The 23288-nt window shown below is 48.0% G+C and carries 22 protein-coding genes; 14 read left to right on the plus strand and 8 right to left on the minus strand.

The genetic code is table 11. The annotated features are described in order from the left end of the window. Positions 1-57: 57 nt before the first annotated feature. Complete coding sequence (locus ACXHJ2_RS25480; protein WP_058711064.1) at positions 58-1065, minus strand: acrylyl-CoA reductase family protein; 1008 nt, start codon at positions 1063-1065, stop codon at positions 58-60. A gap of 357 nt (positions 1066-1422) precedes the next feature. Here ACXHJ2_RS25480 and ACXHJ2_RS25485 point away from each other — a divergent pair, with 357 nt between their 5' ends. Together ACXHJ2_RS25485 and ACXHJ2_RS25490 are read left to right on the plus strand one after the other, a co-directional pair. After that, a complete protein-coding gene (locus ACXHJ2_RS25485; RefSeq protein ID WP_064961582.1) occupies positions 1423-2832 on the plus strand; it encodes an MATE family efflux transporter in 1410 nt (469 codons plus the stop codon). Positions 2833-3121: 289 nt separating this feature from the next. Beyond that, positions 3122-4135, plus strand: a complete 1014-nt coding sequence (locus ACXHJ2_RS25490; RefSeq protein ID WP_165079842.1) for a LacI family DNA-binding transcriptional regulator — start codon at positions 3122-3124, stop codon at positions 4133-4135. A 180-nt stretch (positions 4136-4315) separates the two neighbouring features. Here the strand turns inward: ACXHJ2_RS25490 and ACXHJ2_RS25495 are convergent, their stop codons facing one another. Beyond that, a complete protein-coding gene (locus tag ACXHJ2_RS25495; RefSeq protein WP_013373616.1) occupies positions 4316-5272 on the minus strand; it encodes a sugar kinase in 957 nt (318 codons plus the stop codon). Positions 5273-5612: 340 nt separating this feature from the next. Here ACXHJ2_RS25495 and kduI point away from each other — a divergent pair, with 340 nt between their 5' ends. The 8 genes from kduI to ACXHJ2_RS25535 all read left to right on the plus strand — a co-directional run bounded on the left by kduI (position 5613) and on the right by ACXHJ2_RS25535 (position 14190). Beyond that, a complete protein-coding gene (gene kduI, locus ACXHJ2_RS25500; protein WP_165079841.1) occupies positions 5613-6443 on the plus strand; it encodes a 5-dehydro-4-deoxy-D-glucuronate isomerase in 831 nt (276 codons plus the stop codon). Between the two features lie 79 nt (positions 6444-6522). After that, entirely contained in the window at positions 6523-7167 is a 645-nt protein-coding gene (locus ACXHJ2_RS25505; RefSeq protein WP_013373614.1) for a bifunctional 2-keto-4-hydroxyglutarate aldolase/2-keto-3-deoxy-6-phosphogluconate aldolase, read from the plus strand. A 49-nt stretch (positions 7168-7216) separates the two neighbouring features. Then, the gene (gene kduD, locus ACXHJ2_RS25510; protein ID WP_165079840.1) at positions 7217-7993 is read left to right on the plus strand and encodes a 2-dehydro-3-deoxy-D-gluconate 5-dehydrogenase KduD; all 777 of its coding nucleotides are present in this window, start codon (positions 7217-7219) and stop codon (positions 7991-7993) included. 248 nt (positions 7994-8241) lie between these two features. Continuing rightward, the gene (locus tag ACXHJ2_RS25515; protein ID WP_165079839.1) at positions 8242-9480 is read left to right on the plus strand and encodes a CynX/NimT family MFS transporter; all 1239 of its coding nucleotides are present in this window, start codon (positions 8242-8244) and stop codon (positions 9478-9480) included. Beyond that, positions 9461-10612 (plus strand): winged helix-turn-helix domain-containing protein, encoded by a 1152-nt coding sequence (locus ACXHJ2_RS25520; RefSeq protein ID WP_129550187.1) that lies wholly within the window; start codon positions 9461-9463, stop codon positions 10610-10612. Before ACXHJ2_RS25515 ends, ACXHJ2_RS25520 begins: the two co-directional genes overlap by 20 nt. 93 nt (positions 10613-10705) lie before the next feature. Then, entirely contained in the window at positions 10706-12073 is a 1368-nt protein-coding gene (locus ACXHJ2_RS25525; RefSeq protein WP_165079838.1) for an MFS transporter, read from the plus strand. 48 nt (positions 12074-12121) lie between these two features. After that, positions 12122-12712: a GNAT family N-acetyltransferase gene (locus ACXHJ2_RS25530; RefSeq protein ID WP_165079837.1), complete on the plus strand. Its 591-nt coding sequence runs from the start codon at positions 12122-12124 to the stop codon at positions 12710-12712. Positions 12713-13029: 317 nt separating this feature from the next. Continuing rightward, complete coding sequence (locus ACXHJ2_RS25535) at positions 13030-14190, plus strand: cation:proton antiporter (protein WP_165079836.1); 1161 nt, start codon at positions 13030-13032, stop codon at positions 14188-14190. Positions 14191-14301: 111 nt separating this feature from the next. Here ACXHJ2_RS25535 and ACXHJ2_RS25540 read toward each other — a convergent pair whose 3' ends face one another. Next, positions 14302-14937, minus strand: coding sequence for an NAD(P)-dependent oxidoreductase (locus ACXHJ2_RS25540; protein ID WP_165079835.1), 636 nt, complete (start codon positions 14935-14937; stop codon positions 14302-14304). Between the two features lie 260 nt (positions 14938-15197). Here ACXHJ2_RS25540 and ACXHJ2_RS25545 point away from each other — a divergent pair, with 260 nt between their 5' ends. After that, positions 15198-16151, plus strand: a complete 954-nt coding sequence (locus ACXHJ2_RS25545) for an alpha/beta hydrolase (protein WP_165079834.1) — start codon at positions 15198-15200, stop codon at positions 16149-16151. A 95-nt stretch (positions 16152-16246) separates the two neighbouring features. On the opposite strand, the gene ACXHJ2_RS25550 is transcribed toward ACXHJ2_RS25545, so the two are convergent. Further along, positions 16247-16744, minus strand: coding sequence for a DUF1036 domain-containing protein (locus ACXHJ2_RS25550; protein WP_165079833.1), 498 nt, complete (start codon positions 16742-16744; stop codon positions 16247-16249). A 273-nt stretch (positions 16745-17017) separates the two neighbouring features. Here ACXHJ2_RS25550 and ACXHJ2_RS25555 point away from each other — a divergent pair, with 273 nt between their 5' ends. Together ACXHJ2_RS25555 and ACXHJ2_RS25560 are read left to right on the plus strand one after the other, a co-directional pair. After that, complete coding sequence (locus tag ACXHJ2_RS25555; protein ID WP_019688909.1) at positions 17018-17575, plus strand: glycerol-3-phosphate responsive antiterminator; 558 nt, start codon at positions 17018-17020, stop codon at positions 17573-17575. A 274-nt stretch (positions 17576-17849) separates the two neighbouring features. Next, positions 17850-19553: a glycerol-3-phosphate dehydrogenase/oxidase gene (locus ACXHJ2_RS25560; RefSeq protein ID WP_165079904.1), complete on the plus strand. Its 1704-nt coding sequence runs from the start codon at positions 17850-17852 to the stop codon at positions 19551-19553. A gap of 150 nt (positions 19554-19703) precedes the next feature. Here the strand turns inward: ACXHJ2_RS25560 and ACXHJ2_RS25565 are convergent, their stop codons facing one another. Then, positions 19704-20381, minus strand: a complete 678-nt coding sequence (locus tag ACXHJ2_RS25565) for a CidB/LrgB family autolysis modulator (RefSeq protein WP_013373600.1) — start codon at positions 20379-20381, stop codon at positions 19704-19706. Further along, positions 20378-20749: a CidA/LrgA family protein gene (locus tag ACXHJ2_RS25570; protein ID WP_013373599.1), complete on the minus strand. Its 372-nt coding sequence runs from the start codon at positions 20747-20749 to the stop codon at positions 20378-20380. The genes ACXHJ2_RS25565 and ACXHJ2_RS25570 overlap by 4 nt, the downstream gene beginning before the upstream one ends. Before the next feature lie 131 nt (positions 20750-20880). On the opposite strand from ACXHJ2_RS25570, the gene cidR reads away from it, so the two are divergent. After that, positions 20881-21786, plus strand: a complete 906-nt coding sequence (gene cidR / locus ACXHJ2_RS25575) for a cidABC operon transcriptional activator CidR (protein ID WP_342212792.1) — start codon at positions 20881-20883, stop codon at positions 21784-21786. A gap of 63 nt (positions 21787-21849) precedes the next feature. On the opposite strand, the gene ACXHJ2_RS25580 is transcribed toward cidR, so the two are convergent. Next, positions 21850-22023, minus strand: coding sequence for an aspartyl-phosphate phosphatase Spo0E family protein (locus ACXHJ2_RS25580; protein ID WP_013373596.1), 174 nt, complete (start codon positions 22021-22023; stop codon positions 21850-21852). 134 nt (positions 22024-22157) lie between these two features. Then, positions 22158-23234, minus strand: a complete 1077-nt coding sequence (locus ACXHJ2_RS25585) for a diguanylate cyclase (protein WP_165079831.1) — start codon at positions 23232-23234, stop codon at positions 22158-22160. Positions 23235-23288 lie beyond the last annotated feature (54 nt).

The raw sequence follows: 23288 nt of genomic DNA on the forward strand, positions 1-23288 counted from the left end.
ATGAACACACCTTCGCGTAAAAACCCGTCAACGAATAGCTTATGGACAACCTTCCGCTTAATCAGCCAGCCGTACAATCGTTCTACCCTGTGAGCGGGCTGCCAGGATGTCTTCAAGCGCGCTTGGCAGGTCACCCAAGCCAATTTCGCGCTCAACGAGCTGTTCTAGCTGTTTCGGCTTCCAGTCACTGCCGAGGTGTTTCCAGATCGCTACGCGGGTATCATAGGGGCAGAAGACAGAGTCTATGCCCAGTAGATTTACGCCGCGCAAAATAAACGGCAGCACCGTCGTAGGCAGCTTGGTGCCTGCCGTCAGGCCGCTCACGGCAACAGAGCCGTTGTAGGCGATCTGGCTGAGCAGCGAAGCGAGCGGCTTTCCGCCTACAGGGTCTACAGCCGCTTGCCAAAGCTGCTTGGCTAGCGGTCGAATGCTCTCGGCACCGTCGTAAACCTCCTCACGCGAAATAACATCGGCTGCTCCGAGCGCCTTGAGGTAATCATGGGATTCGACTTTGCCACTGCTGGCTACGACATGGTAGCCCCTCTTGTGCAGCAAGGCAATGGCTGCACCGCCTACGCCACCCGTCGCACCGGTGACGAGCACCTTACCCTTCTCCGGCGCAACGTCGTTTTGCTCCAGCCGATATAACGACAGGGCTGCGGTGAATCCGGCTGTCCCAAAAATCATCGCCTCTCTCAGCGTGAGTCCGTCGGGAAGTGGAACCACCCAGTCCGCAGGCACGCGCGCATATTGGCTGAATCCTCCGAATTGAGACACACCCAGCCCGTACCCGGTAACGAGTACCGCTTGTCCTTCGCTAAAACGGCTATCCTCGGAAGAAACGACGGTTCCCGAACAATCTATGCCGGGTACGAACGGATAGGATTTGACAATATTGCCATCCTTGCGGGCGGCAAGCCCGTCTTTATAATTGATGCTGGAATAAGCGACACGAATCAATACTTCTCCAGCAGGTAAACTGTCAGTTTCCAAAGAACGTACTTCTGCTTGAACCTCTCCGTCCTGCGTCTGATCGACGACAAGGGCTTGAAATGATTGAGTCATCTGTAAAAGCCTCCTTTATTACCGTTTAAGTCTATGAATGACCTATATAATCCATTTCTAAATTACAAATTATGCTTGGGAAGCATACAACAATCTGCACGTCCTGTCAGCGGCAATGCTCACAAGCTCTTAATCTATTATACCCTTTAGCTCATCAAGACATCGAGCGGACCGGATTATGGCTATATTCTTGCAACAGCTTGTTTCAATAAAGTTCGATAATCAAATATAAAGAAGGTGATAAATGAATTCTTACGTATTTTTCAAATCATTTTACGTAAACGGGATGTATTTTCCAGAATGACTGTGCTAACATACCCTTTGATCATTAAATATTCTATGAAGAAAGGTGAATGAATGACAACCAGAGCACTAAAAAATGGTTCGGTATTGTCCGAAGCCAAGGAACTGAATTTGTTCCGTTTGACATGGCCTATTTTCCTTGAATTGTTCCTGTTTATGCTAATGGGAAGCGTCGATACATTCATGCTCAGTTCTGTATCTGATAATGCAGTGTCGGGTGTGGGCGCGTCCAATCAAATTATTTCAATCGCTATCCTTGTACTGGAGGTTATCGGCAACGGCGCTGCTATCGTCGTAGCTCAATATATCGGTTCTAAGAAACTTGTCGAAGCGGCTCAGGTGACGGGTACGGCCATTACTCTGAATTTAATGGTAGGTCTTTTGCTAAGCGTGATTTTTCTTGTGTTTGGTACTCATATGTTGCAATGGCTAAATGTCCAGGGGGATATTCTGACTTACGCAGAATCCTATATGAGTATTGTCGGGGGGGCCATTTTCCTTCAGGCATTGATTAACTCGCTGGCGGCGACCATTCGTACGCATGGTTTTACCAAAGAAACGATGTATGTATCGGTTTTTATGAACGTGATCCACGTGGTCGGCAACTATGTTTTGATTTTGGGGCATTGGGGAATGCCTGCACTCGGTGTAGAAGGTGCTGCTATTTCTACAGTAGGTAGCCGCTTTATTTGTCTCTTGATCTTCTTCTGGCTGATGTACCGGGTAACTGAGGTCCGTGTCGAGTGGAAATATTACGTCCATTTATCCAGAAAATTCATCACAAAAATATTGCGTATTGGTGTACCATCCGCGCTGGAGTCCATCATGTATCAGTCGTGTCAGCTCATATTTACACTGTATGTGACTTACCTGGGCGCTGAAGCGATGGCGACACGTCAATATGCCAATAATATTTCGAGCTATATTTATTTGTTCAGTATGGCAGTTGGTATGGGAACGGCTATTGTAGTGGGGAGGCTCGTGGGAGCCAGGGAGAAGGATACGGCTTATAAACGTGTATTGAGCAGTGTGAAATGGGCGCTGCTCGTGACTGTGATCATTGATGCAGTGGTTATCTTTTTCCGTGTACCCTTACTCGGTTTGTTTACGGAAAACCCTGAAATTATTCGTTTGGGTGCGCAGGTTATTTTACTTAGCATTCTGCTAGAAACTGGACGGACGACGAATATCGTCATTATCAACTCGTTGCGTGCTGCTGGAGATGCCAAGTTCCCAGTCTTTATGGGCCTGATCTCCATGGTCTGCATGAGCTTGCCGCTGGGTTATCTGCTGGTGTTCAAGCTGGATATGGGACTCGCTGGTGTGTGGCTGGCGATTGCTGCTGATGAATGGACTCGTGCTGTCATCATGTATGCCCGCTGGAGAAGCCGGTTATGGGAAAAGCATTCGCTGGTCGAGCACGATACACCGGATCAACCTGCAACGCCTGTTCCGGCACACTAATCCAAGTAGTCATTCGGGTTAACTGGAACCTAGCTTTTTGATAGAGTTGTATACGTGGAGGTAGTTCAAGAAAACATCTTGAACTACCTCTTTTTCCTGCATAGAGGGGAAATAGCAGTGAGCCAAAAATTGTATATGAAAATGGAGTTGGCGAAGTGGCACCACAGGTAAGTTTTAAGCTCAGAATATATCATAATGGCATTCATAAATAGAAGTATGGTAAATTTACTAAAAGAAAGATATACTTTTGTTGCACTAACGCAGTACATGAAAGACAAGGAGTGTACCGATGAAGAAGCCAACGATTGAAGATGTTGCCCAGAAGGCGGGAGTGTCTAAAAGCACGGTCTCGCAATTTCTGAACAAACGATATAAATATATGAGCGACCAAACCAAGGACCGGATCGCCGAGGTTATTCAAGAGCTGAACTATCAGCCTAACGGGCTGGCCCGCAGCTTGAAGCAAAACCGGACGTTTATGGTGGGAGTCATTGTGGCCAACATTGATTATACGCTGTCGATTCAGTCTATCCGTGCGATTGAGGAGGAATTGCAGCGCTTTGGCATTCAGGTGATCATTTGCAACGCCGATGAAAACCCTGACAAGGAAAGCCAGTATATTGAGATGCTCAAGGCCCGTCAAGTGGACGGCTTAATCATCTTCCCGACAGGAAAGCATGCAGACATTTACAACCAACTCATTCGGGGAAAATATCCATTGGTGTTTTTGGACCGCCTGGTGGACGGTGTCAATACACGCAGCCTGCTGCTGGATAACGAAATGGCGATTAAGCTGGCGATTCAGGAACTTGTGGCTCACAAGCATGAACGAATTGCGTTGATTACTTTGCCCCTTGGCTTGAATCGGATTACTCCACGAGTGGAGCGGCTCAGCGGATATAAGAAGGCGCTTGAGGAGCATGGCTTGTCATTTCGTGAAGAATATATGCACAGTGTACCAAGAGAAGAAATCCAGCAGACATTGAAGGAACTGTTCCAACTGCCGGAGCCGCCGACTGCACTGTTGGCCGGGAATGATATCGTGTTGGCTGAGGTGTTGAAGTATGTGAATGCCCGCCGTATACGTATTCCGGCAGAATTGTCCATTATCGGGATTGACGATGCGGAGTTTGCCCATATTTACAATCCGCCCATTACGACCATTACACAACCGATTGCGGATATGGGGAAGCAGGCGGCAAAAACGCTGCTGTCCAGCATTGAGGAAGGCGGCGAATCGGTCCCGATTATTTATCGATTTGTGCCGGATATCCATCGGGGAGAATCCGTCAAAACGCTGTAGACGAGTATATGTCATATATATAAAAATAGCCCGTATTCCTTTGTACGACCTAAGTATGCGTATGCTGCTCAGATCGTACAAATGCGAATACGGGCTATTGGAAGTTAAGGCTGACTTAGGATTCGGCCTTGTTGAGCTTGCGCTCATAGCGGTAAAGGTTATGCGGGGAATGAACCCAAACTAATTGGTGCTGGCGCTGAGCAAAAAAGATTCCAATTCGGCTCGCGTCGGATAGCCGTCCATGTCTCCGGCTGACATGACAGCCAGCGCACCAAGTGCATTACCGCGCTTGACTGCTTCAGCCAGGGGTAATCCTTCCAGCAGTGCGCTGATAACACCTGCGGCAAAGCCGTCACCTGCGCCGACGGTATCCACGACATGATCTACGCGGAAACGCTTGACATATCCCTCTGCATCTGCGGATTTGTAATAGGCGCCTTCGGTTCCCAACTTGATGATCACCAGCGAGGTGCCGCGATCGAGGTAGAACGAAGCGATATCTTCAGGCGAAGTATAGCCTGTTAGTATTTTACCTTCATGAATGCCTGGCAGCAGCCAGTCGCAACCCTCGGACGCTTCGTTAATCGCCTCCACCATCGTTTGTGTGTCAGGCCATAACTTGGGTCTGAGGTTGGGATCGAAGGATACGGTTTTGCCTGCCTTTTTCATAAACTGCTTCGCATGTCGGGCGAAGTCGCGGCATTCAGGGGAAAGTGCGACAGAAATACCTGTAAAGTGCAGGTGGCGAGCCCCGGCAAAGTAAGCTTCGTTAAAATCAGCAATGCTCAGTGTGGAAGCGGCGGAATGCCTGCGAAAATATTCGACCTCAGGATCGCCGCTGGTAACTTTGGATTTAATCAGCATCCCGGTAGAGTGGTCTTTGGTAAACATGACATTTTGGGTGTCAATCTTCTCCTGACGCAGTGCATCGGCAATGAACTTGCCGAACGTATCCTCGCCGAGTTTGGTCACGAGTCCGGCTCGTAGTCCCAAACGCGACAAACCGGCCGAAACATTCGTCTCCGCTCCGGCCAGCGCTTTGGTGAATGAACGCACCTCATCCAGAGAGCCTGCTTCATTGGCGTAAAACATGGCCATGGGTTCTCCGAAGGTAACAGCATCCAATGTTGCGGTCATTTGAATTCCTCCTTATGTTTAGTAAACTAAATCTGTAAGCGTATGCACCACTTGAATAAAATGAAATTATCACATAAATCGGTTTTTCACAATGAGTAAGTTGATATATTTGCTAAAAACTTTTTGGGTAATATAGATAAAAAAATATGTTCTTGTTTATCAAAAGGTAAAAAGTATGTAAAAATTCGCGAATATTAAGGCTTTTTCTAGGAATAATGAAGTTTTGGGTTGACACCCTCTTAGATAATTATTACAATTCTAGCTAAGAAGTAGAGTTAGAAACCGCTTTTATAACAATTCCGTTGATAAAAAAGTTTATCTAAACAGGAGGAATGTTTTTATGGAAATGCGTTATTCAACTCATCCCGAACATGCCAAGCATTTTACGACTGAAGAGTTGCGTCAGCACTATCTGATCCAGGAGCTTTTTGTACCTGAGAAAGTAAAGCTGGTCTATACGCATGAAGATCGTGTCATTATCGGGGGCATTCACCCCGTGAATAAATCTGTTGCACTGGAAGGTAACGATCAAATCAAAGCGGAAACTTTCCTGGAGCGCCGTGAACTGGGTGTTTTTAATGTCGGCGGCAGTGGTACGGTCAAGGTGGATGGTGAAACTTACGAGCTGGCCACAAAAGACTGTCTTTACGTAGGTAAAGGTGCCAAGGAGTTGATCTTTGAAAGCGATTCCAGCGAAAAACCTGCGAAGTTCTATATCGTTTCAGCCTTGGCTCATACCACGTATCCGACGACGAAGCAGTCTTTTGCCGATGTGCCGTCTGAAAGTTTGGGTTCGCAGGAAACAGCCAATAACCGCACGTTACGTCGCTTTATCCATGATGAAGGCATTCAAAGTTGCCAACTGGTTATGGGTATGACCACATTAGAGAACGGCAGTGTGTGGAACTCTATGCCAACACATGTTCATGACCGTCGCATGGAAGTGTATTTCTACTTTGAGCTGGATGAGAACGCCAGAATGTTCCATCTGATGGGTGAGCCGAACGAAACGCGCCATCTGGTCATGAAAAATGATGAAGCCGTTATTTCTCCACCTTGGTCTATCCACTGCGGTGCGGCTACGGGTAGCTATACCTTCATTTGGGGCATGGCCGGTGAAAATAAAACATACAAGGACATGGATCAGGTAGCCATGAGCGAGCTGCGTTAATCCGGTCATTGCATTGGAGCGTAGACCTGCAAGCGGCTGAGGAACCATGGTCATCCCATTCGTGGAAAGGATCAGGAACATGACGAAAAAGAAAGTTTTGGAACATATCACTTCGGTTGGTGTTGTCGCAGTCATTCGGGGAAACACAGCGGAGGAAGCGTATCAAATGTCCAAAGCCTGTATTGAAGGCGGCTTGGATAATATTGAGCTTACGTTTACCACACCGGATGCGGATCAGGTCATTCGAAGATTGAGAGACGAATTTAAGGACCGGGCCGTTATTGGTGCAGGAACTGTACTGGAGTCACTGACGGCGAGAATTGCTATTCTGGCCGGAGCAGAATTTGTTGTGAGTCCTTCTTTTGAAGAAGAAACAGCGAAGCTATGCAATTTGTACGCGATTCCTTATATGCCTGGCTGTATGACGCTGAATGAGATCAAGGAAGCCATGAAATTGGGCAGTGATGTCGTGAAGTTGTTCCCAGGCAATACGATGGGGGCGGACTTTGTTAAGGCCGTGAGAGGACCAATGCCTCACGTGCAGATTATGCCAACGGGTGGCGTTGATCTGGATAATATGGAAACCTGGCTGCGTAACGGATGTGTGGCTGTGGGAATTGGAGGCAATTTAACGGCTCCAGCCAAGGAAGGTCGCTACGACTTGATCACAGAAAATGCAGCGCGTTATGTAGCTAAATATAAAGAAGTACGTGCAGCGTTGTAGGCTTCAGGAAATATAGGTTTTTATACTAATTTGTGATGGAGGCGTAGGCATGGGTCTGGACAATTTTTCGTTGGATTTTTTCAGTCTAAAAGGTAAAACGGCGATTGTAACAGGGGGCAACAGTGGATTAGGTCAAGGATATTCCGTGGCTTTAGCCAAAGCAGGCGCAAACCTGTTCATTGTAGCTAACAATGATGATTATGAAGAAACAAGACTTCTGCTGGAGCCAACGGGTGTAAAGTTTGCCTTTTACCAGGCTGACCTGACTGAAAAAGCATCCATTAAAAAACTTGTAGAAGAGTGCGTCAAGGAATTTGGCAAAATTGATATCCTTGTTAATAATGCGGGTACGATCCGCCGCGCTCCTTTGCTGGATTATAAAGATGAAGATTGGGACGCTGTTATGGAAATCAATCTGAATGCTGTATACCATTTGAGCCAGGAAGTGGCGAAGATAATGGTAGAGCAAAAAAGCGGAAAGATTATCAATGTTGCTTCTATGCTTGCTTTCCAAGGCGGCAAGTTCGTTCCGCCGTATACAGCAAGTAAGCATGCAGTGGCTGGCTTGACCAAGGCATTTGCAAACGAGCTGGCGGTTCATAACGTTCAGATTAATGCGATTGCCCCTGGTTATATTGCTACGGCGAACACAGCTCCAATTCGTGCGGATGAAAATCGCAATCAAGAAATATTGTCGCGTATTCCTGCTGGTCGTTGGGGTGATCCGTCTGATCTGATGGGAGTTGTTGTTTTCCTCGCCAGTCAGGGTTCGGACTACATGAACGGCCATATCTTGGCGGTGGATGGCGGCTGGCTGGTACGTTAAGCAGCGCTACTCACATCGAAGTGATGAACTGAAAGCTGCCTCAAAAGGAAATCATCCTTTCAGGCAGCTTTTATTTGTTTGATGAAGCGGTAAGCTGAACTTGAGATTGAGGACGCTGTGTCGATCTGTCCTATGCATATGACACGAATGCCTTTATAATTTAATGAGATAAAAATTGCCTAGGCTCCAGCCGTTACACTTGGTTGGAGCCTTTGAGCATAATACAGAATGGATTGGAGAATGGAGAGATGAGTTCACAGCAACACCAACGAGCTTTGGTATACAAATCTTTGTGGCATGCAGGTCCTTGGGTGCTAGCCGTAGGGATCATCCTGGTAGGTGCCAATTTGCGCGCCGCTATTACTTCGGTAGGACCCCTTATCGGTTTGATTAAGGATTCTTTGCATATTTCAAATACACTAAGTGGTCTGTTAACGACATTACCGCTGCTTGCTTTTGCGCTGTTGTCGCCTTTTGTAGCCCAACTGTCGCGCCGCTTCGGGTCTTCCTTTATTATTTTTGCAGCCTTGCTGCTGTTGACCGCAGGTATTGTGGTGCGCTCGACGCTAGGAGTGACTGCATTATTTGTCGGGACTGCGATGCTGGGACTGGCTATTGCTGTATGCAATGTTTTGCTGCCCAGCCTAATCAAAGAGGAGTTCCCCCGCAACAGCGGACTGATGACCGGCGTATATTCCGTATCCATGAATGTGGTCGCTGCAACAGCATCCGGTCTGAGTATACCGCTGGCTCTGAATGGAGGAATGGGCTGGCGCGGTGCTTTAGGGATTTGGGCGATTATTGGCGTCGTAGGTATTTTACTCTGGGTGCCCCAGCTTCTTAAGGTGCGCCGAACGGCTAATCAAGCAGCGGTGTCTGCCCGAACAGTGAATGTGTATAAATCGTCTTTGGCATGGAAGGTGACGCTGTTCATGGGGCTGCAATCTGCCCTCTTCTATGTTCCTGCTGCCTGGTTTCCCGAAATGATGAGCGGACAGGGAATGGATTCAGAGACTGCGGGATGGATGCTGTCTGTGCTGCAATTTTCACAAATGCCATTTACTTTTATTGTTCCTATTTGGGCGGCGCGAGTGAAGGATCAGCGGCTATTGGTTCTGATTATGGCAGTGCTCTATTTTATCGGTCTGGGTGGATTTCTGCTCGGGGCTACACAGTGGAGTGTAGTTTGGGTTATTTGTATTGGAATAGCAGGTGGTTTTGCTTTCCCGCTAGTCATGATGTTCTTTAATTTGCGGACCCGGACACCGCAGCAGGCCGCAGAACTGTCAGGTATGGCGCAATCCTTTGGTTATTTGCTGGCAGCGACAGGACCGACACTATTCGGTTATTTGCATGATGCGACACAGGGCTGGACAATTCCGCTGCTTTTACTCTTGTGCCTGAGTGTGCTGCTTATGTTTATAGGCCTGGGTGCAGCCAAGAAACGATATGTCGGAGGCGAGGTGGATGATCAGGCTGCAATTTGATGCAGATGGCTATAGCGTGGTCTATAATGCAGATCGTGTTATGTTGTTGGCTAAAGAGTTTGCGTTGCTGCGCTTCCTATACGATAACCGGAATCAGGTGTTCACCCGGGAACAACTGCTGGATCGTGTGTGGCCGCTGGAATATCCAGTGGAGCGTACCGTGGATGATCATATCTACAGATTGCGCAAAAAACTTAAGGCATGGACTGAACTTCGTATTCATACGGTTAGAGGGTATGGCTACAGCTTGACCCTGACTGACGTGCAGCAACAGAACCATCCGTCCTTGCACGATCAGGAGGTGCAAGACGCCGTACATGGACTATTCCGCAAATACCAGCTGTTGGGACAGGGAAATTCCATCGTAGCACTGGCTGCCCAGCAGGAGCAGATGGGTTTTCAAATGTCCTCCTTTTATCAAATGTATACCCGTTTTGTACAGGCAGATGTGGCTTGGTTCTTGAAGCAGGAGGATTTTGCACCCGCGGACCGTTTGTATTGGATGCTGCTGCTATATACGGGCACAGCAGGGGTAACGGATGAGGGGCTTGCTCTATGTGAGCGTGCGCTTGTCAGTGGATTGCTGTCCAGTGACCAAGAGCGCGAATTACGCATCCTCAATATCCTGGAGGCTTATGTGGAAAATGGACAACCTGAACGTGCACAGGAAGGTCTACCACTGACCTTAATGGTAATGGAGCGGGATGATCTCGATAAATTTGTGATGCCGGTTGCGCTCATGGAGATGTACATGCATCTGGTTGCCAATCACATGGAAAAGGCTGCTGAACTTTCTGATCGTCTGGAAGGCATGCTGTCGAAAGCTCCGTATTTGCGTGAACTGGGTCGTTATCGCATGATGCGCGGACTTATGCTGCTGCGTACTGGAGATGTGGACAACGCCGAGCGGCTCATGGATGAGGGGCTAGTTACCCTTGATATGGCGAAACAGGAACTGCTAAAAATCAAGGCGGTTTGCCAAATTCGCGGTTTTTTGAAGCTCTGCGGCTCTTATCCCATGTTGGAAGAGAAATACGCGGCTCAATATAATCGGCTTGATCGGGACAATAATTTAACATTGCATCGTCCGGCGCTAAGACGCTGGCTGGAGCAGATCCTTTCTGGGGCCTGACTTTTTTTTAGCTGTCTGATTTTCCTCTGATATAGGCCCGCTAGAATGTTCTTATTGCTAAAGAAGCAGAAAATGAGAGCAGGGTGAGTAGAAATGAAGGAAAATAAAGAATTGCAATCCACGCCCGGCATTTGGCGTAACAGTCGTTTTCGGCGGATGTTTGCGGCCCATACGGCTGCTTCCTTTGGCGATTGGTTTGATGCTATCGCCATTCAGGTGCTTGTTGCTTACCACTGGGAAGCCGATCCCATGCTGATTGCGCTGATTCCGGTAGTCATGGCACTACCGGGTCTACTACTCGGTTCCATTGCAGGCACGTTAGCCGATCGGGTGCATAAGGCCCGACTGATGATCATCTGCGATGCAGCTATCGCCTTATTGACGCTGGCGATTCTCGCCGTCCCAGGTCCGGCGTGGCTGTTGCCTTTGCTTGGTTTGCGCGCGGCGGCTGGCGTATTTCAAATGCCTTCACAGCAAGGCTTGACCCGCACGGTAGTCGCCAGCGACGACCTGTTTCGGGCGACGTCGCTGAATGGGCTGGTCAATCAGGCCTCCAAAGTGGCGGGGCCATTACTGGGCGCTATGACCTTGACTGTGTTGTCCCCCCAGGCATGCATTATTCTCAATGCATTGCTGCGTCTCTGCTCCGGCCTGCTGCTCTGGCCGCTGCGTGGCATCGGTCCGGCGCTGGCCAGCACAGACCAGCAAGCGGTTGCTGGTGCTGACGCGCAGCTAAGGAAGTCGGCATCGCTTACAGCGGATGAGGCAGATGATGCCAAGATGCAGGGAGGGCCTGCTCACGCATCCCGTTTTTTCAGCCAGTGGCGGGAGGGTTGGGCGTTCCTCTGGCGCAGTCGAATGCTTTTGCATACGCTCATATTCGGCCTGTTCGGTTTGATCGCCATTCTTATGATCGACTACCAGTTCCCTACATTGCTGCGAGTGCTCGCTCCGGGCAACGAATCGCTGCTCGGTTGGCTGGTTTCAGCTATAGGTGCTGGCGCCGTCGGCTGCATGCTTGTGCTTAATCGCTTGAATCGTATAAGCGCAGGCTGGGGGCTCGGTGGAGGGTATGTGCTGGTTGGCGGAGCTATTGCCGCTTTGGGCTGGGCGCAACCCGGGACAGGACTCCCTGTTCTGCTTACGATCGGGGCTATGCTAGGTGTGGGGAATGGCCTGTACATTATCACCCAGAATTACATATTACAAGCCAAAACCCCTGCTGATATGGTGGGGCGTGTCTTTGGTATCCAAAGTACCGTGATTGGAGCGATCATGGTCATTTCACCGCTTGCTGGGGGAGTATTGATCCGAATAGCAGGGGCGGGGACGGCTTTTGTCTGGATCGGGATGACTGTAGGAATCCTAGGTTTGGCAGGACTACTGCTTCAATCCGTAATTTGGCGCGAGTCTCTCGCTAATCCTACCCCTTCTACTGAACAAAATGTTGATCTAGCGTAATCGTTTGCTTCCATTCTAGCAATTTATATTTTTAGCATAGGAGAGATCATGTTGACTCAAAATTCTTCAATTACAACGCCAGTGGCACGACTACTTGAAGGCTTGCGGGTGTACTTGCGCCCCATTAACGTGGAGGACACCGAGCTATACTATAATACATTGTTCCATCAGGAAGTGCGGAGACTGACGGGCACACAGCGAAGCTTTACCAAAGAGCAAATTGCCCGTTACATTGAAGGTAAAGGGCAGGATTCCTCAAGCTTGCTGCTTCTCATTGCACTTCAGGAGGATGATCGTGTCATCGGCGATATTGCATTACAGGATATGGATAGCCTGAATCGCAGCGCCAACATCCGTATTGCGATCAATGAGCAGGGCGATCAAGGCAAAGGCTACGGCACCGAAGCGCTTGTGTTAATGCTGGACTATGGGTTCGGCATTTGTAACCTGCATCGGATTGAGCTGAATGTATTTGATTTTAATGAAAAGGCCATCCGCTGCTATGAAAAAGTAGGCTTTAAGCGTGAAGGTGTGCAGCGGGATGCTTTATTTTACAATCATCAATACCATGATTCGATTTTGATGAGTATGCTGCAGCATGAATATCGCGACAGATATGTGAAACAAGCAGAAAATTAATTTAATACGTTTACACGGGTTTGCAGAAGAGATATAATTAAAAGATAAAGTTACTTGTTTGCGCAAGGATAACCGACAACATCAAATGAATATATGAATTACCGGAGGAGCCTGTCACCAAGGCTCCTTTATGTCTTTTTAGGGGAACCTGTGCTGTATGTTGGGTTTCCCTTTTTATTTTGCGAGTTGTTGGTCTGTTTAAGGTCAGACACATATTTTGGACGATTGTTCTGCATTTTATGATTATCCGTTTTCTTTAATGTTGTAGATGATGCGCAAATGAGGTCAAGGATTAAATAAAAGGAGGTTATTAACCTATGCAATTTATATTGTATCTTCTGTTGATTCTGTTGTTTACAAAAGTAGCCGGTCATCTATCGGTTAAGCTCGGTCAACCAGCGGTATTGGGGAAGCTGATCGCTGGTATCGTACTGGGCCCGGCAGTTTTGGGATGGGTGCAAAATGATTCTCTGATTCATGATATGTCTGAAATCGGCGTGTTGCTGTTGATGTTCATTGCCGGGCTGGAGACGGATCTGGATCAGCTTCGGCGCAACTGGAAGCCTGCGGTAGCAGTGGCGGTCGGGGGGATTATTTTGCCGTTGCTCTGTGGTTTTGCAGTCGGTGAAGCCTTTGGATTTTCAGTACATGAAGGATGGTTTTTGGGGATTGTCTTGAGCGCTACTTCCGTAAGCATTACAGTGCAGGTGCTCAAGGATATGAACAAGCTGAATACTCGAGAAGGCTCGACCATTTTAGGTGCAGCCGTACTGGATGATGTGCTTGTCGTAGTGCTGCTTGCGGTAGTGATGAGTATATTCGGCATGGGTGGGCAAACCTCGCTGGGACTTCTTGTTGGCAAGAAGCTGATCTTCTTCGTGGGGGCTATTCTGGGTGGCTGGTTCGTTGTTCCATGGATTATGAAAATACTTGCCCCCCTCAAAGTGACAGAAGCTGTGATTACTGCTGCTATGGTTATTTGCTTCGGTTTTGCATATTTTGCAGATTTGATGGGTATGGCGGGTATTATCGGAGCTTTTGCTGCCGGGATTGCCATTTCGCAAACAAGTTTTAAGCATGTCGTAGAAGAAAAGGTAGAGCCCATCGCTTATTCCATCTTTGTTCCTGTATTTTTTGTCAGCACTGGCTTAAATGTATCTTTTGAGGGAGTGGGGCAGCAGCTTGGGTTTGTTGTTGTTTTGACACTGATAGCGCTGGTGACGAAGTTAGTCGGAGGAGGCATCGGCGCGCGGCTGACAGGTTTTAATACCCGTTCCTCGCTTGCGATTGGTTCTGGCATGATATCTCGTGGCGAAGTTGCCCTTATTATCGCAGCCACCGGGTTGCAAACGGGTCTGCTGGCACAGCAGTATTTTACCTCAGTTATCATTGCCGTTATTTTGACGACGTTGGCTGCACCTCCAATTCTTAAGCTTTGTTTTAGTGATAGCAAGACTGTAAGCCAGATTGAGAAGTAAGAGGTTGGACAGACTAGACATACAATAAGACCCTTCTGGTTCATTTTCCAAGCAGGATGGAAAGTGACCGAAGGGTCTTTTTATGTTGGAATGTTCGGTTCAGCTGCAGAATTAGGACTCGGATACGACAGTGAAGCGTTGATTCAGATGTTGTGGTTTTTCAATTTCGTCTACTACGGCAACAGCATAATCTTCATAGCTGACATAGCTTGCACCTTTGGAATTAACCAGCAGGGTGTCTTTGCCCACTTGGTAAGAGCCTGTACGTTTGCCGAGAGCAAATTCTGCAGAAGGACTAATGAAAGTCCAGTTTAGGTCACTGGTACCGCGTAGAATTTCAAGGTTTTTCCCCTGGTTATGAGCTGTTGGATATACAAAATCAGGGAAGTCAGGAGTATCCTTTACCAAGAGTGTCTGGGATTCATCCGTAAACAAGCTGCCTGCACCACCTACAACAATCAGGCGAGTACCGGATACATGGCGGAGAGCCTCAATCAATACATTACCTGCATCTACATGCAGATGCTCTTGTCCAAACGGAGCGGCAAAAGCATTAACAACGACGTCAAAACCCTTCAGATCATCTGTTTTCAGGTCAAAAACGTCTTTTTGTACTACAGCAGCACGATTGTCCGTTACTTTAGCTGGGTCACGCACGATGGCGGCTACTTCATGCCCTCTGTCTAATGCTTCTTTTACGATATTACTTCCTGCTTTACCGCCTGCACCAATAACTGCAATTTTCATAATAGAATAGCCTCCTAAAGAATGATTTGGATGATTTAATTGCTTGATTCATGCGTTGCATGATGTTCATACTTGAACTCTAATATGTAACTATTATAGTTACAATACAAATTAAAAGTCAAGCTCTTCTGTTGGGCAAGATAGAGTCCTCCGATTGGAAAGAGAGGAACTCGTTTAAATATAAGATGATACTGGATAAGTAAATGTAAACCATATTGAATGCATGGAGACCGCAGAACAGAAAGGAAGAGTGAAACGATATGAGTAAAAAAGTACAGCTGGAGCCCGCAGCGCAAAAATTTGCAGACGATAATGCCAAGCCTCCGTTTCTGTATGATTTGGGTCCTGAAAAAGGACGTGAAACGGTCAATGAAGTTCAATCCGGTCCAGCAGATAAACCTGCCGCAGACCTGGAGGACCTGTCGATTCCAGGTGGCCCTGGCGGTGAGGTGAAGGTCAAAATTGTTCGTCCACAACAGGCGACAGGCGATCTCCCGGTCATTGTATATATCCACGGAGCAGGCTGGGTATTCGGTAATGCTCATACGCATGACCGTCTGATTCGTGAACTGGCGGTAGGCTCACAGGCAGCCGTTGTATTCCCGGAATACAGCTTGTCGCCTGAAGCCAAATATCCGACGGCGATTGAGGAAATTTACGCGGTCGTTCAATGGGTGGCACAGCATGGGCGCGAGCATGGGCTGAAGCCCGATACGCTGACGATCGCCGGAGATAGTGTCGGTGGTAACATGACTGCAGCTGTAACTCTGCTGGCCAAAGAACGCAGTGGTCCTACCATTCGGCAGCAGTTGCTGTTCTATCCAGTGACGGACGCTTCTTTTGATACGGAGTCGTACCATGAGTTCGCCACAGGATATTTCCTGAGCCGCGAAGGGATGCAATGGTTCTGGGATCAATATACGACAGATCCTAACGAGCGAGCGCAGATCACGGCGTCTCCGTTACGTGCTACCACTGACCAGCTCAAAGGGCTACCGCGTGCGCTGGTTATTACAGGCGAGGCCGATGTGTTGCGTGATGAAGGGGAGGCCTATGCGAACAAGTTGCGTGAAGCTGGGGTAGATGTAACCGCTGCGCGCTTTCAGGGCATCATACACGACTTCGTGATGCTGAACCCATTGTCGGAAACCGCGGCCAAGCGCGGTGCGATCACGCTTGCTACCTCGTGGCTGCGCCAAGGGTTTGAGGGCTAGTTTTATAGACGAGTGAAGGAATACACAGTTAGTATGTAAGGAAGCACCTCCCAGCTCATGGCTGGGAGGCTTCTTTTGGTTCTGTTTATATCATTCTATTTGCGTTTACCATATAGTGGTTTTCTAGTCTTGCCTAGTTTACCTACTTTTCCAGGTGTTTTTATAAAGCTGAACTTCCCTAATTTAAAATTGGTTTTTCTTTTTTTCGCTACTAGAGTACGTCTTGACTTAGATGCACCTTGGGTACTATCTACAAGGTTTAGTGTGTAGTTTTCGAAATTGCCAACATTGATCTCATCGAACCCCACATTTCTACAGCCCTGGCCTTGGCAACCTGCTATCCAGCATCTTGTGAAAGCCTCTCTAGGAACATCTGTGTAGAAATCACCACCCCACCAATTACCGAAACTGTCATGTCCGTAGACATAAAACGTTTGGTTTGCGGCTGACCCAGCTACAAGAAATGCGCGTCTACCGGGTTCTATACGGTACCAGCCTCTCTTAGCATAGGTGATAGGACTACAACCAGAATCATAATATCCAACAGCAACTGAAATAGGGTTAGACGTACTGTTACGAACATAAAAACCCATTCTATTCACTCCATTCTTTGAAAGATTAATATCAATCTATGCGAATTTTTTGAAAAAGTAATAGATATATGGATGATCAAAAAGTACAAAAAAGAACGCAATATCTCAATGTTTTTGTGGTAGGGAAGTAAAAGAGGTGGGAGTAGTCGAGCGCACAATTGGCATATGGGGAGTTCGCGGTTTATAAATAAGAGACCGCTTCACGTTCGTCGAACAGAGTGATAATATAAAATTTGAACGAGTTTGACCGACTTCGGCCTAAGGGGGATATCCATGCCATTTCAGGGACAACGCATTTTACCTGCAGCTAAGCACATGAAGCAGTTGGAGGATATTTTGGACAGCTCTTATGAGTATGCTGTTTTTCTGGATACGCATGTAGCGCAGTTGCGCAACCTATATCAGATGGCAAGGAGCCGCAATAAGCAGATGCTTCTGCATGCCGACCTGGTGCAAGGTTTGAAGAATGACGAGTATGCCGCTGAGTATTTGTGTCAGGAAATTAAGCCATTTGGGATTATCTCGACCCGTTCCGGGGTGATTGCAACTGCTAAAAAAAAGGGGATTCTTGCTGTACAGCGAGTGTTCCTGCTGGATACGATTGCGCTGGAAAAAAGCTACGCACTGGTGGAAAAAACGCGCCCCGATTATATTGAGGTGCTGCCCGGTGTTGTGCCGCCGATGATTGCGGAGGTCAGTGAACGTACGGGTATTCCTATTTTGGCTGGCGGACTTATTCGTACCCCTGAGGATGTGGAAGCGGCGTTGGCAGCAGGAGCTGCAGCAGTTACGACCTCCAATAAACAACTGTTTGAGCACTATAAGCGATAGCTTTTTTTGAATCCAGTGGGCTACCTACATAATAGCAAGGAGCGCGACCTTTGGCTTGGCGCGGGGAACGACCTGCTGTAAATGCAGGCAGATTCCCCTTTTCATCGTGTACTGTGTATGCTACGATATAGATAAGTTAATACTCGTCAGGAGACTTGGAGAGACCATGAACCGCTCGGCATCCGCCGCAGCGATGTTCGTGGTCTTTTTTTGTACCTTTGATGATTCGGTGTCAGATTGATAGCAGACATGTACAAAGTTGGAGGGATAGATGATGGGAGAACAGGGATTTGCTGCACAGGAGAGAACGGCCGTTTTGGAGCGTATGGGGAGTGAGCATTTTGATATTTTAATTATTGGCGGCGGCATTACAGGGGCGGGAATTGCACTGGACGCAGCGGATCGTGGTTTGAAAACGGCTCTGGTGGAAATGCAGGATTTTGCAGCAGGTACATCCAGTCGTTCTACCAAGCTAGTGCATGGTGGTCTTCGTTATTTGAAGCAATTTGAGGTTAAAATGGTAGCCGAGGTCGGGAAGGAACGAGCCATCGTATTCGAAAATGGTCCTCATGTGACCATTCCGGAGCGTATGCTGCTTCCTTTTCACCAAGGTGGCACATTTAATGCTTTCACCACTTCTATCGGGCTATTGGTGTATGATTTCCTCGCTGGCGTGAAGCGTAGTGAGCGCCGCCGCATGCTGGACATCCAGGCTACGCTGGAGCGCGAGCCTTTGCTGAAGAGGGAAGGGCTAAAGGGAAGCGGTAGTTATGTGGAGTACCGCACAGACGATGCTCGCCTAACGATTGAGGTGATGAAGGAAGCCGTTACACGAGGGGCGCTGGCCGTGAACTATGCCAAGGCTGACAAGCTGCTGTATGACAGCGGACGAATAAGCGGCGCTAGTGTAACCGATCGGGTAACGGGAAAGTCATACGAAATCAGGGCTTCGCTGGTCATTAACGCTGCCGGACCATGGGTAGATACGTTGCGGGAAATGGATCGCTCCAAAGAGGGTAAGGTGCTTCGCCTGACGAAGGGTATCCACCTGGTATTCGATGCTGGGCGCTTCCCGCTTCAACAGGCAGTGTACTTCGATACACCGGATGGACGCATGGTATTCGCGATCCCGCGTGACGGCAAAACCTATGCAGGTACAACCGATACGGTGTATGAGGGGGATACGGCGCATCCCCGGATGACCGCCGAAGACCGGGCGTATGTGCTTCAAGCGATCAACGGGATGTTCCCGGATGTGAAGCTGACGGTTACAGACGTGGAATCCAGTTGGGCAGGGGTACGGCCGCTCATTTATGAAGACGGTAAAAGCCCTTCAGAAATCTCACGTAAGGACGAAATTTGGGAATCCCGTTCAGGTCTGATCACGATTGCAGGCGGCAAGCTGACAGGTTACCGGAAAATGTCCGAACTCGTCGTGGATCGTGCGGTACGGGAATTAGGCCGCTTGCATGGGCAGAGCTTTCGGGCATGCCGCACAAGGCATATCCCAATTTCGGGTGGCAGTGTAGGCGGCTCGGCGGGTTGGGACACTTTCGTGAGCAAGCAAGCCATAGCGGGCGCTGCGCTCGGTCTGCCGCCAGAGACCGCCAGAGCATGGGCTGTTCGCTATGGTTCAAATGTGGAGCGACTGTTTGCTATAGCGACACAGAGCATGAAGAACGCCACCGAGACGGAAGCGACGCTACCTGTGGAAGTGCGTGTTCCGCTTCTGTACGCGATGGAACAGGAAATGGCCGTGACACCGTCTGATTTTTTCATACGTCGCACTGGAGCATTGTTCTTCCAAATTGACGAGGTGAAGCGCTGGAAACAGGCTGTCATTGCATGGATGTCCGAGCATGCAGGCTGGAGCGCCGAGCAAGAACGACAATATACGACTGAGCTGAATGCTTACCTGTATGAAGCTGTGACACCTGTAGAGATAGAAGCCGAACCCGGCGCCATTAAAGTCATCTGATACAGTGTGAGGGATGTGTATCCTTGACCGCTCCGCTTCTCTACAATTGTTTCGTTCGCATCACTGCTTTCAGCGAAAAAGGGGCCTACAAAACAAAAGCAGCGATTCTCTATTCATAAGAGAATCGCTGCTTCTTTGTATACAGATGGCTTACAGCATCAAGTGGAACAGGAAGGGCGCAGCCGCCAAGGTAAAGAGAGCGGCGAGCACCATCGAGATGCTGGAAATCGTGCCTGTCAGCGAACTGAATTCGAATGCTTTGGAAGTACCCGTACCATGAGCACCGGTACCGAGCAATACCCCGCGTGAAACTTCATTTTCGATACGGAACAGTTTGACGATCATCGGGCCGATAATAAGACCGCTCAATCCGGTCAGAATAACGAATACCGCCGTGACTGTCGGGTTACCGCCAATCGTTTGCGATACATTCATCGCAATAGGTGTCGTAATCGAGCGAGGAATCAGGCTGCTCAGCAGCGAGGAGTCCAGGTGCATCCACTTGGCGAGCGCCATGGAGGACAGCACGGCTACGACAGATCCAGATAACACGCTAAGCACGATTTGGGCCGCGTGTTTTTTTAACACAGGGAAATATCGGTACAAAGGGACAGCAAATGCAATCGTAGCTGGCTGTAGCAGCATGGATAGAAAATGAGCGCCTGAATTATAAGAACGGTAGTTCACACCCGTCAGCGTCAAAATCAAAATGATAACCACAGGTGTAATGAGCAATGGGGACAAATACACCTTGGGCAATGTGCGGTACATGCGTTTGGCCATCCAGTAAATAGCAAGTGTTAATACAATACATAGAAGACCGGTCATGATGATTTATGCTCCTTTCGTTTACCAAGCAGACTGGCGATCATACCTGTGCAGGCCATCACCAGAAAGGTGCCGAGCAGCACGACCAGCATAATGCTCATGCCATCGTGTTCCAGCATCGGCCAATAATTCATAACGCCAACAGCGGAGGGAATAAAGAATAATAGCAACTCGGCCAGCAACCAGTTTGCGCCAACCTCGATCCAGCTTAGTCGGACCACACGGGTTTGCAGCAGAATAAAGAGAATTAGCATACCGACGATACTACCGGGTATAGGCAGGTGGAGCCAGGAGACCACCGCGTTCAGGATGAGCGAAAAGGCCATCAGGACGGCGATCTGAAGGACACCGCGTATGAAGCTTTTCATATATAAAGTCTCCTATCTTTGAGATCCGTTATTTTCAAACTGTAATGAAATTTTACATCACAAGCTTTCATGAGTAAAATGCATATAAAGAATGAAGTCTATTCCGTTTGTCTATGGAAGAAGGTGTAGCTTTGGATATCCGACATTTGCAATATTTTCTGGAAGTCGCGCGGTTACGCAGCTTTACGAAGGCAGCACAGAGCATGTTTATTACTCAGCCGACGATTAGTAAGACGATTAAAAGCCTGGAAGAAGAACTGGGAGTTACTTTGTTCGATCGTATTGGCAAAAGAATCGAACTGACGGATGCGGGCAAGATCATTGAGCTTCAAGCACAAGCGATTGTGAAGTCCTTTCAGAGCCTGTCCTCGGAGCTGAGTGATTTGATGAACCTGAAAAAAGGACATATCCGCATTGGTCTGCCTCCTATGGTCGGATCGAGCTTTTTTCCGCGTGTCATTGGAGAGTTCCACAAGGCCTTTCCCGATGTGACCATTCAATTGTTCGAGGATGGAGCGAAGAAAGTGGAGCAGGACGTAGAAGCTGGGGCACTGGATATCGGGGTGATTGTGCTGCCTCCGGTTGGAGATATGTTTGAGACATTTCTATTTGTGGAGGAAAAGCTGAATTTGCTCGTTCATCCCACGCATGCATTGGCCGACTGCAAGGAGGTGCCGCTATCTGCGTTAGCAGAGGAGGCGTTTGTGCTGTTCCGTGAGGATTTTACGCTACACGACCGTATCATTGCCGAATGTGTTCGTGCTGGCTTTCAGCCGCGTGTAGTCTATGAAAGCTCTCAATGGGATTTGATCAGCGAAATGGTTGCTGCCAACCTAGGAGTAGCGTTATTGCCGGAGGCGATATGCCGGGATTTGGATTCCGAACGCTTGCGTATTCTTCCATTGGTCGATCCTGTCATTCCTTGGCATTTGGGGATGATCTGGCGGAACGATCGGTATCTGTCCTTTGCTGCCAGAGAGTGGATATCTTTCACACAGCGATTGTTGCGGACAGAATATGGCGGAAGTCGTCGGTGAGAAGGATGGATGTGGCTTACATCATAAAAAAGCTGCCCTGAGGGGCAGCGAAGTAGCTTGCTTCTATGAGTGTGTTTGGTTTATTGCGCGCTTGGTGTGAAGGTACTTGTCCATAATACGGTCAAGCCTGGAGGATTTGTCCAATACACGTTCATCTCTTAATCCGTGTAAGTCAGCCATGCGATTCAGTTCACGGCGTTCTTTTTCCATGAGTTTTTCCAATTGTTCGAGGTTCACAAAGCCCACCCCCCATGTCGATTGTAAGGCATGTCTCCACTAGCGGCAGCAGTTTTTTTGATAACGATGTTATTTCCATTTTACCACTTTTTATTAACATTAATCCAGCTTTCCTGACATTTAGCGACTAGTAATTATGATTTTGCCAACTCTACCCGATTGCGTCCTGATCGTTTAGCTTCATATAACGCTTCGTCTGCCTTTTCCAATAAACGTCTCGATACAATAGCAGGAGAGCTGCCTGCTCCGATGGATACGGTTAAGGAGATTATGGTTCCGTCATTCAAGAGAAAACATTCATTTTCCACAGCTTTTCGAATCTTCTCGGCAAAGCTTGCCGCCTTTTCGGTATCACAATCTCCGAGTAGAATTGCGAATTCCTCTCCGCCTTTACGGGAGGGGTATGCTCTCGTTGTAGATTCCCGATTTAACAAAATCCCCAGTTGGCTTAAGACGGCGTCTCCGTTCAAATGGCCATACGTATCATTAATTTTTTTAAAGTGGTCAATATCTAGCATCACAAGTCCAAAGGGTTTTTTTGTAGTCTTGGAAGCATGAAGTACCTCTTCGAACAGTGCATCAAAAGCACGCGGACTGTATAACCCGGTTAAATGATCGCGGTTCGCAGCTTCTTCCAGCAGATGAATAGCCCGTTCTGTTTTTTTGATATGAGACATCATAAAATAAGTGAACAAGCCGCCAAGCATCTTCACGGTTGTGATTATTATAATAGATTCCGAATTGGGAGGATTAGCTACAAAGAAAGTAGATAACAGCGACACAACGACAGCTCCAAGCACAGCTGACATCCATTTGCTGAGTGTTAGCTTTTTTTCTCGAATAAAGATAAGTGAAACGACTAATGTCATGAAGCAATTGACAGTAGCAGTCAGAGAAACATCTGTCCAACCACCTGTGATGTAAATACGGTACAGACTTATGATCAGGGTGGTCAGTAGTCCGGATACCGATCCTCCCATATAAACAGATATGATAATCGCCAATTGGCGCAGATCCACCACAAAATGCCCATGGATCCATAAACCGGTCATCATTAACAGAATGCCAAACAGGCCCAGCATTAAACCGTTCATTACCTGATGAATGAGTGCGTGGTTTGTCAGGTAACGTTCATATTTCCGGGATAATAAATTTCCAAAGAATAAGAAGCTTGTTAATAACGCAAAATTGTTAATTAATTCTTTTAACATGTCCCTGTCCTTTATGCTGTAATGTGAGTTGTAGTATCGTTGGGAATAAAGTAA

It is taken from the genome of Paenibacillus sp. ALE3, from assembly GCF_054113405.1.

Coding starts and splice junctions, on each gene's coding strand:
- ACXHJ2_RS25515 (WP_165079839.1), top strand. CDS start 8,242: ATGAGTTCACAGCAACACCAACGAGCTTTGGTATACAAATCTTTGTGG.
- ACXHJ2_RS25555 (WP_019688909.1), top strand. CDS start 17,018: ATGCCATTTCAGGGACAACGCATTTTACCTGCAGCTAAGCACATGAAG.
- ACXHJ2_RS25570 (WP_013373599.1), bottom strand. CDS start 20,749: ATGAAAAGCTTCATACGCGGTGTCCTTCAGATCGCCGTCCTGATGGCC.
- ACXHJ2_RS25560 (WP_165079904.1), top strand. CDS start 17,850: ATGGGAGAACAGGGATTTGCTGCACAGGAGAGAACGGCCGTTTTGGAG.
- kduD (WP_165079840.1), top strand. CDS start 7,217: ATGGGTCTGGACAATTTTTCGTTGGATTTTTTCAGTCTAAAAGGTAAA.
- ACXHJ2_RS25565 (WP_013373600.1), bottom strand. CDS start 20,381: ATGACCGGTCTTCTATGTATTGTATTAACACTTGCTATTTACTGGATG.
- ACXHJ2_RS25525 (WP_165079838.1), top strand. CDS start 10,706: ATGAAGGAAAATAAAGAATTGCAATCCACGCCCGGCATTTGGCGTAAC.
- ACXHJ2_RS25550 (WP_165079833.1), bottom strand. CDS start 16,744: ATGGGTTTTTATGTTCGTAACAGTACGTCTAACCCTATTTCAGTTGCT.
- ACXHJ2_RS25485 (WP_064961582.1), top strand. CDS start 1,423: ATGACAACCAGAGCACTAAAAAATGGTTCGGTATTGTCCGAAGCCAAG.
- ACXHJ2_RS25480 (WP_058711064.1), bottom strand. CDS start 1,065: ATGACTCAATCATTTCAAGCCCTTGTCGTCGATCAGACGCAGGACGGA.
- ACXHJ2_RS25545 (WP_165079834.1), top strand. CDS start 15,198: ATGAGTAAAAAAGTACAGCTGGAGCCCGCAGCGCAAAAATTTGCAGAC.
- ACXHJ2_RS25535 (WP_165079836.1), top strand. CDS start 13,030: ATGCAATTTATATTGTATCTTCTGTTGATTCTGTTGTTTACAAAAGTA.
- ACXHJ2_RS25505 (WP_013373614.1), top strand. CDS start 6,523: ATGACGAAAAAGAAAGTTTTGGAACATATCACTTCGGTTGGTGTTGTC.
- ACXHJ2_RS25540 (WP_165079835.1), bottom strand. CDS start 14,937: ATGAAAATTGCAGTTATTGGTGCAGGCGGTAAAGCAGGAAGTAATATC.
- ACXHJ2_RS25530 (WP_165079837.1), top strand. CDS start 12,122: ATGTTGACTCAAAATTCTTCAATTACAACGCCAGTGGCACGACTACTT.
- ACXHJ2_RS25495 (WP_013373616.1), bottom strand. CDS start 5,272: ATGACCGCAACATTGGATGCTGTTACCTTCGGAGAACCCATGGCCATG.
- kduI (WP_165079841.1), top strand. CDS start 5,613: ATGGAAATGCGTTATTCAACTCATCCCGAACATGCCAAGCATTTTACG.
- ACXHJ2_RS25520 (WP_129550187.1), top strand. CDS start 9,461: ATGATCAGGCTGCAATTTGATGCAGATGGCTATAGCGTGGTCTATAAT.
- ACXHJ2_RS25585 (WP_165079831.1), bottom strand. CDS start 23,234: ATGTTAAAAGAATTAATTAACAATTTTGCGTTATTAACAAGCTTCTTA.
- ACXHJ2_RS25490 (WP_165079842.1), top strand. CDS start 3,122: ATGAAGAAGCCAACGATTGAAGATGTTGCCCAGAAGGCGGGAGTGTCT.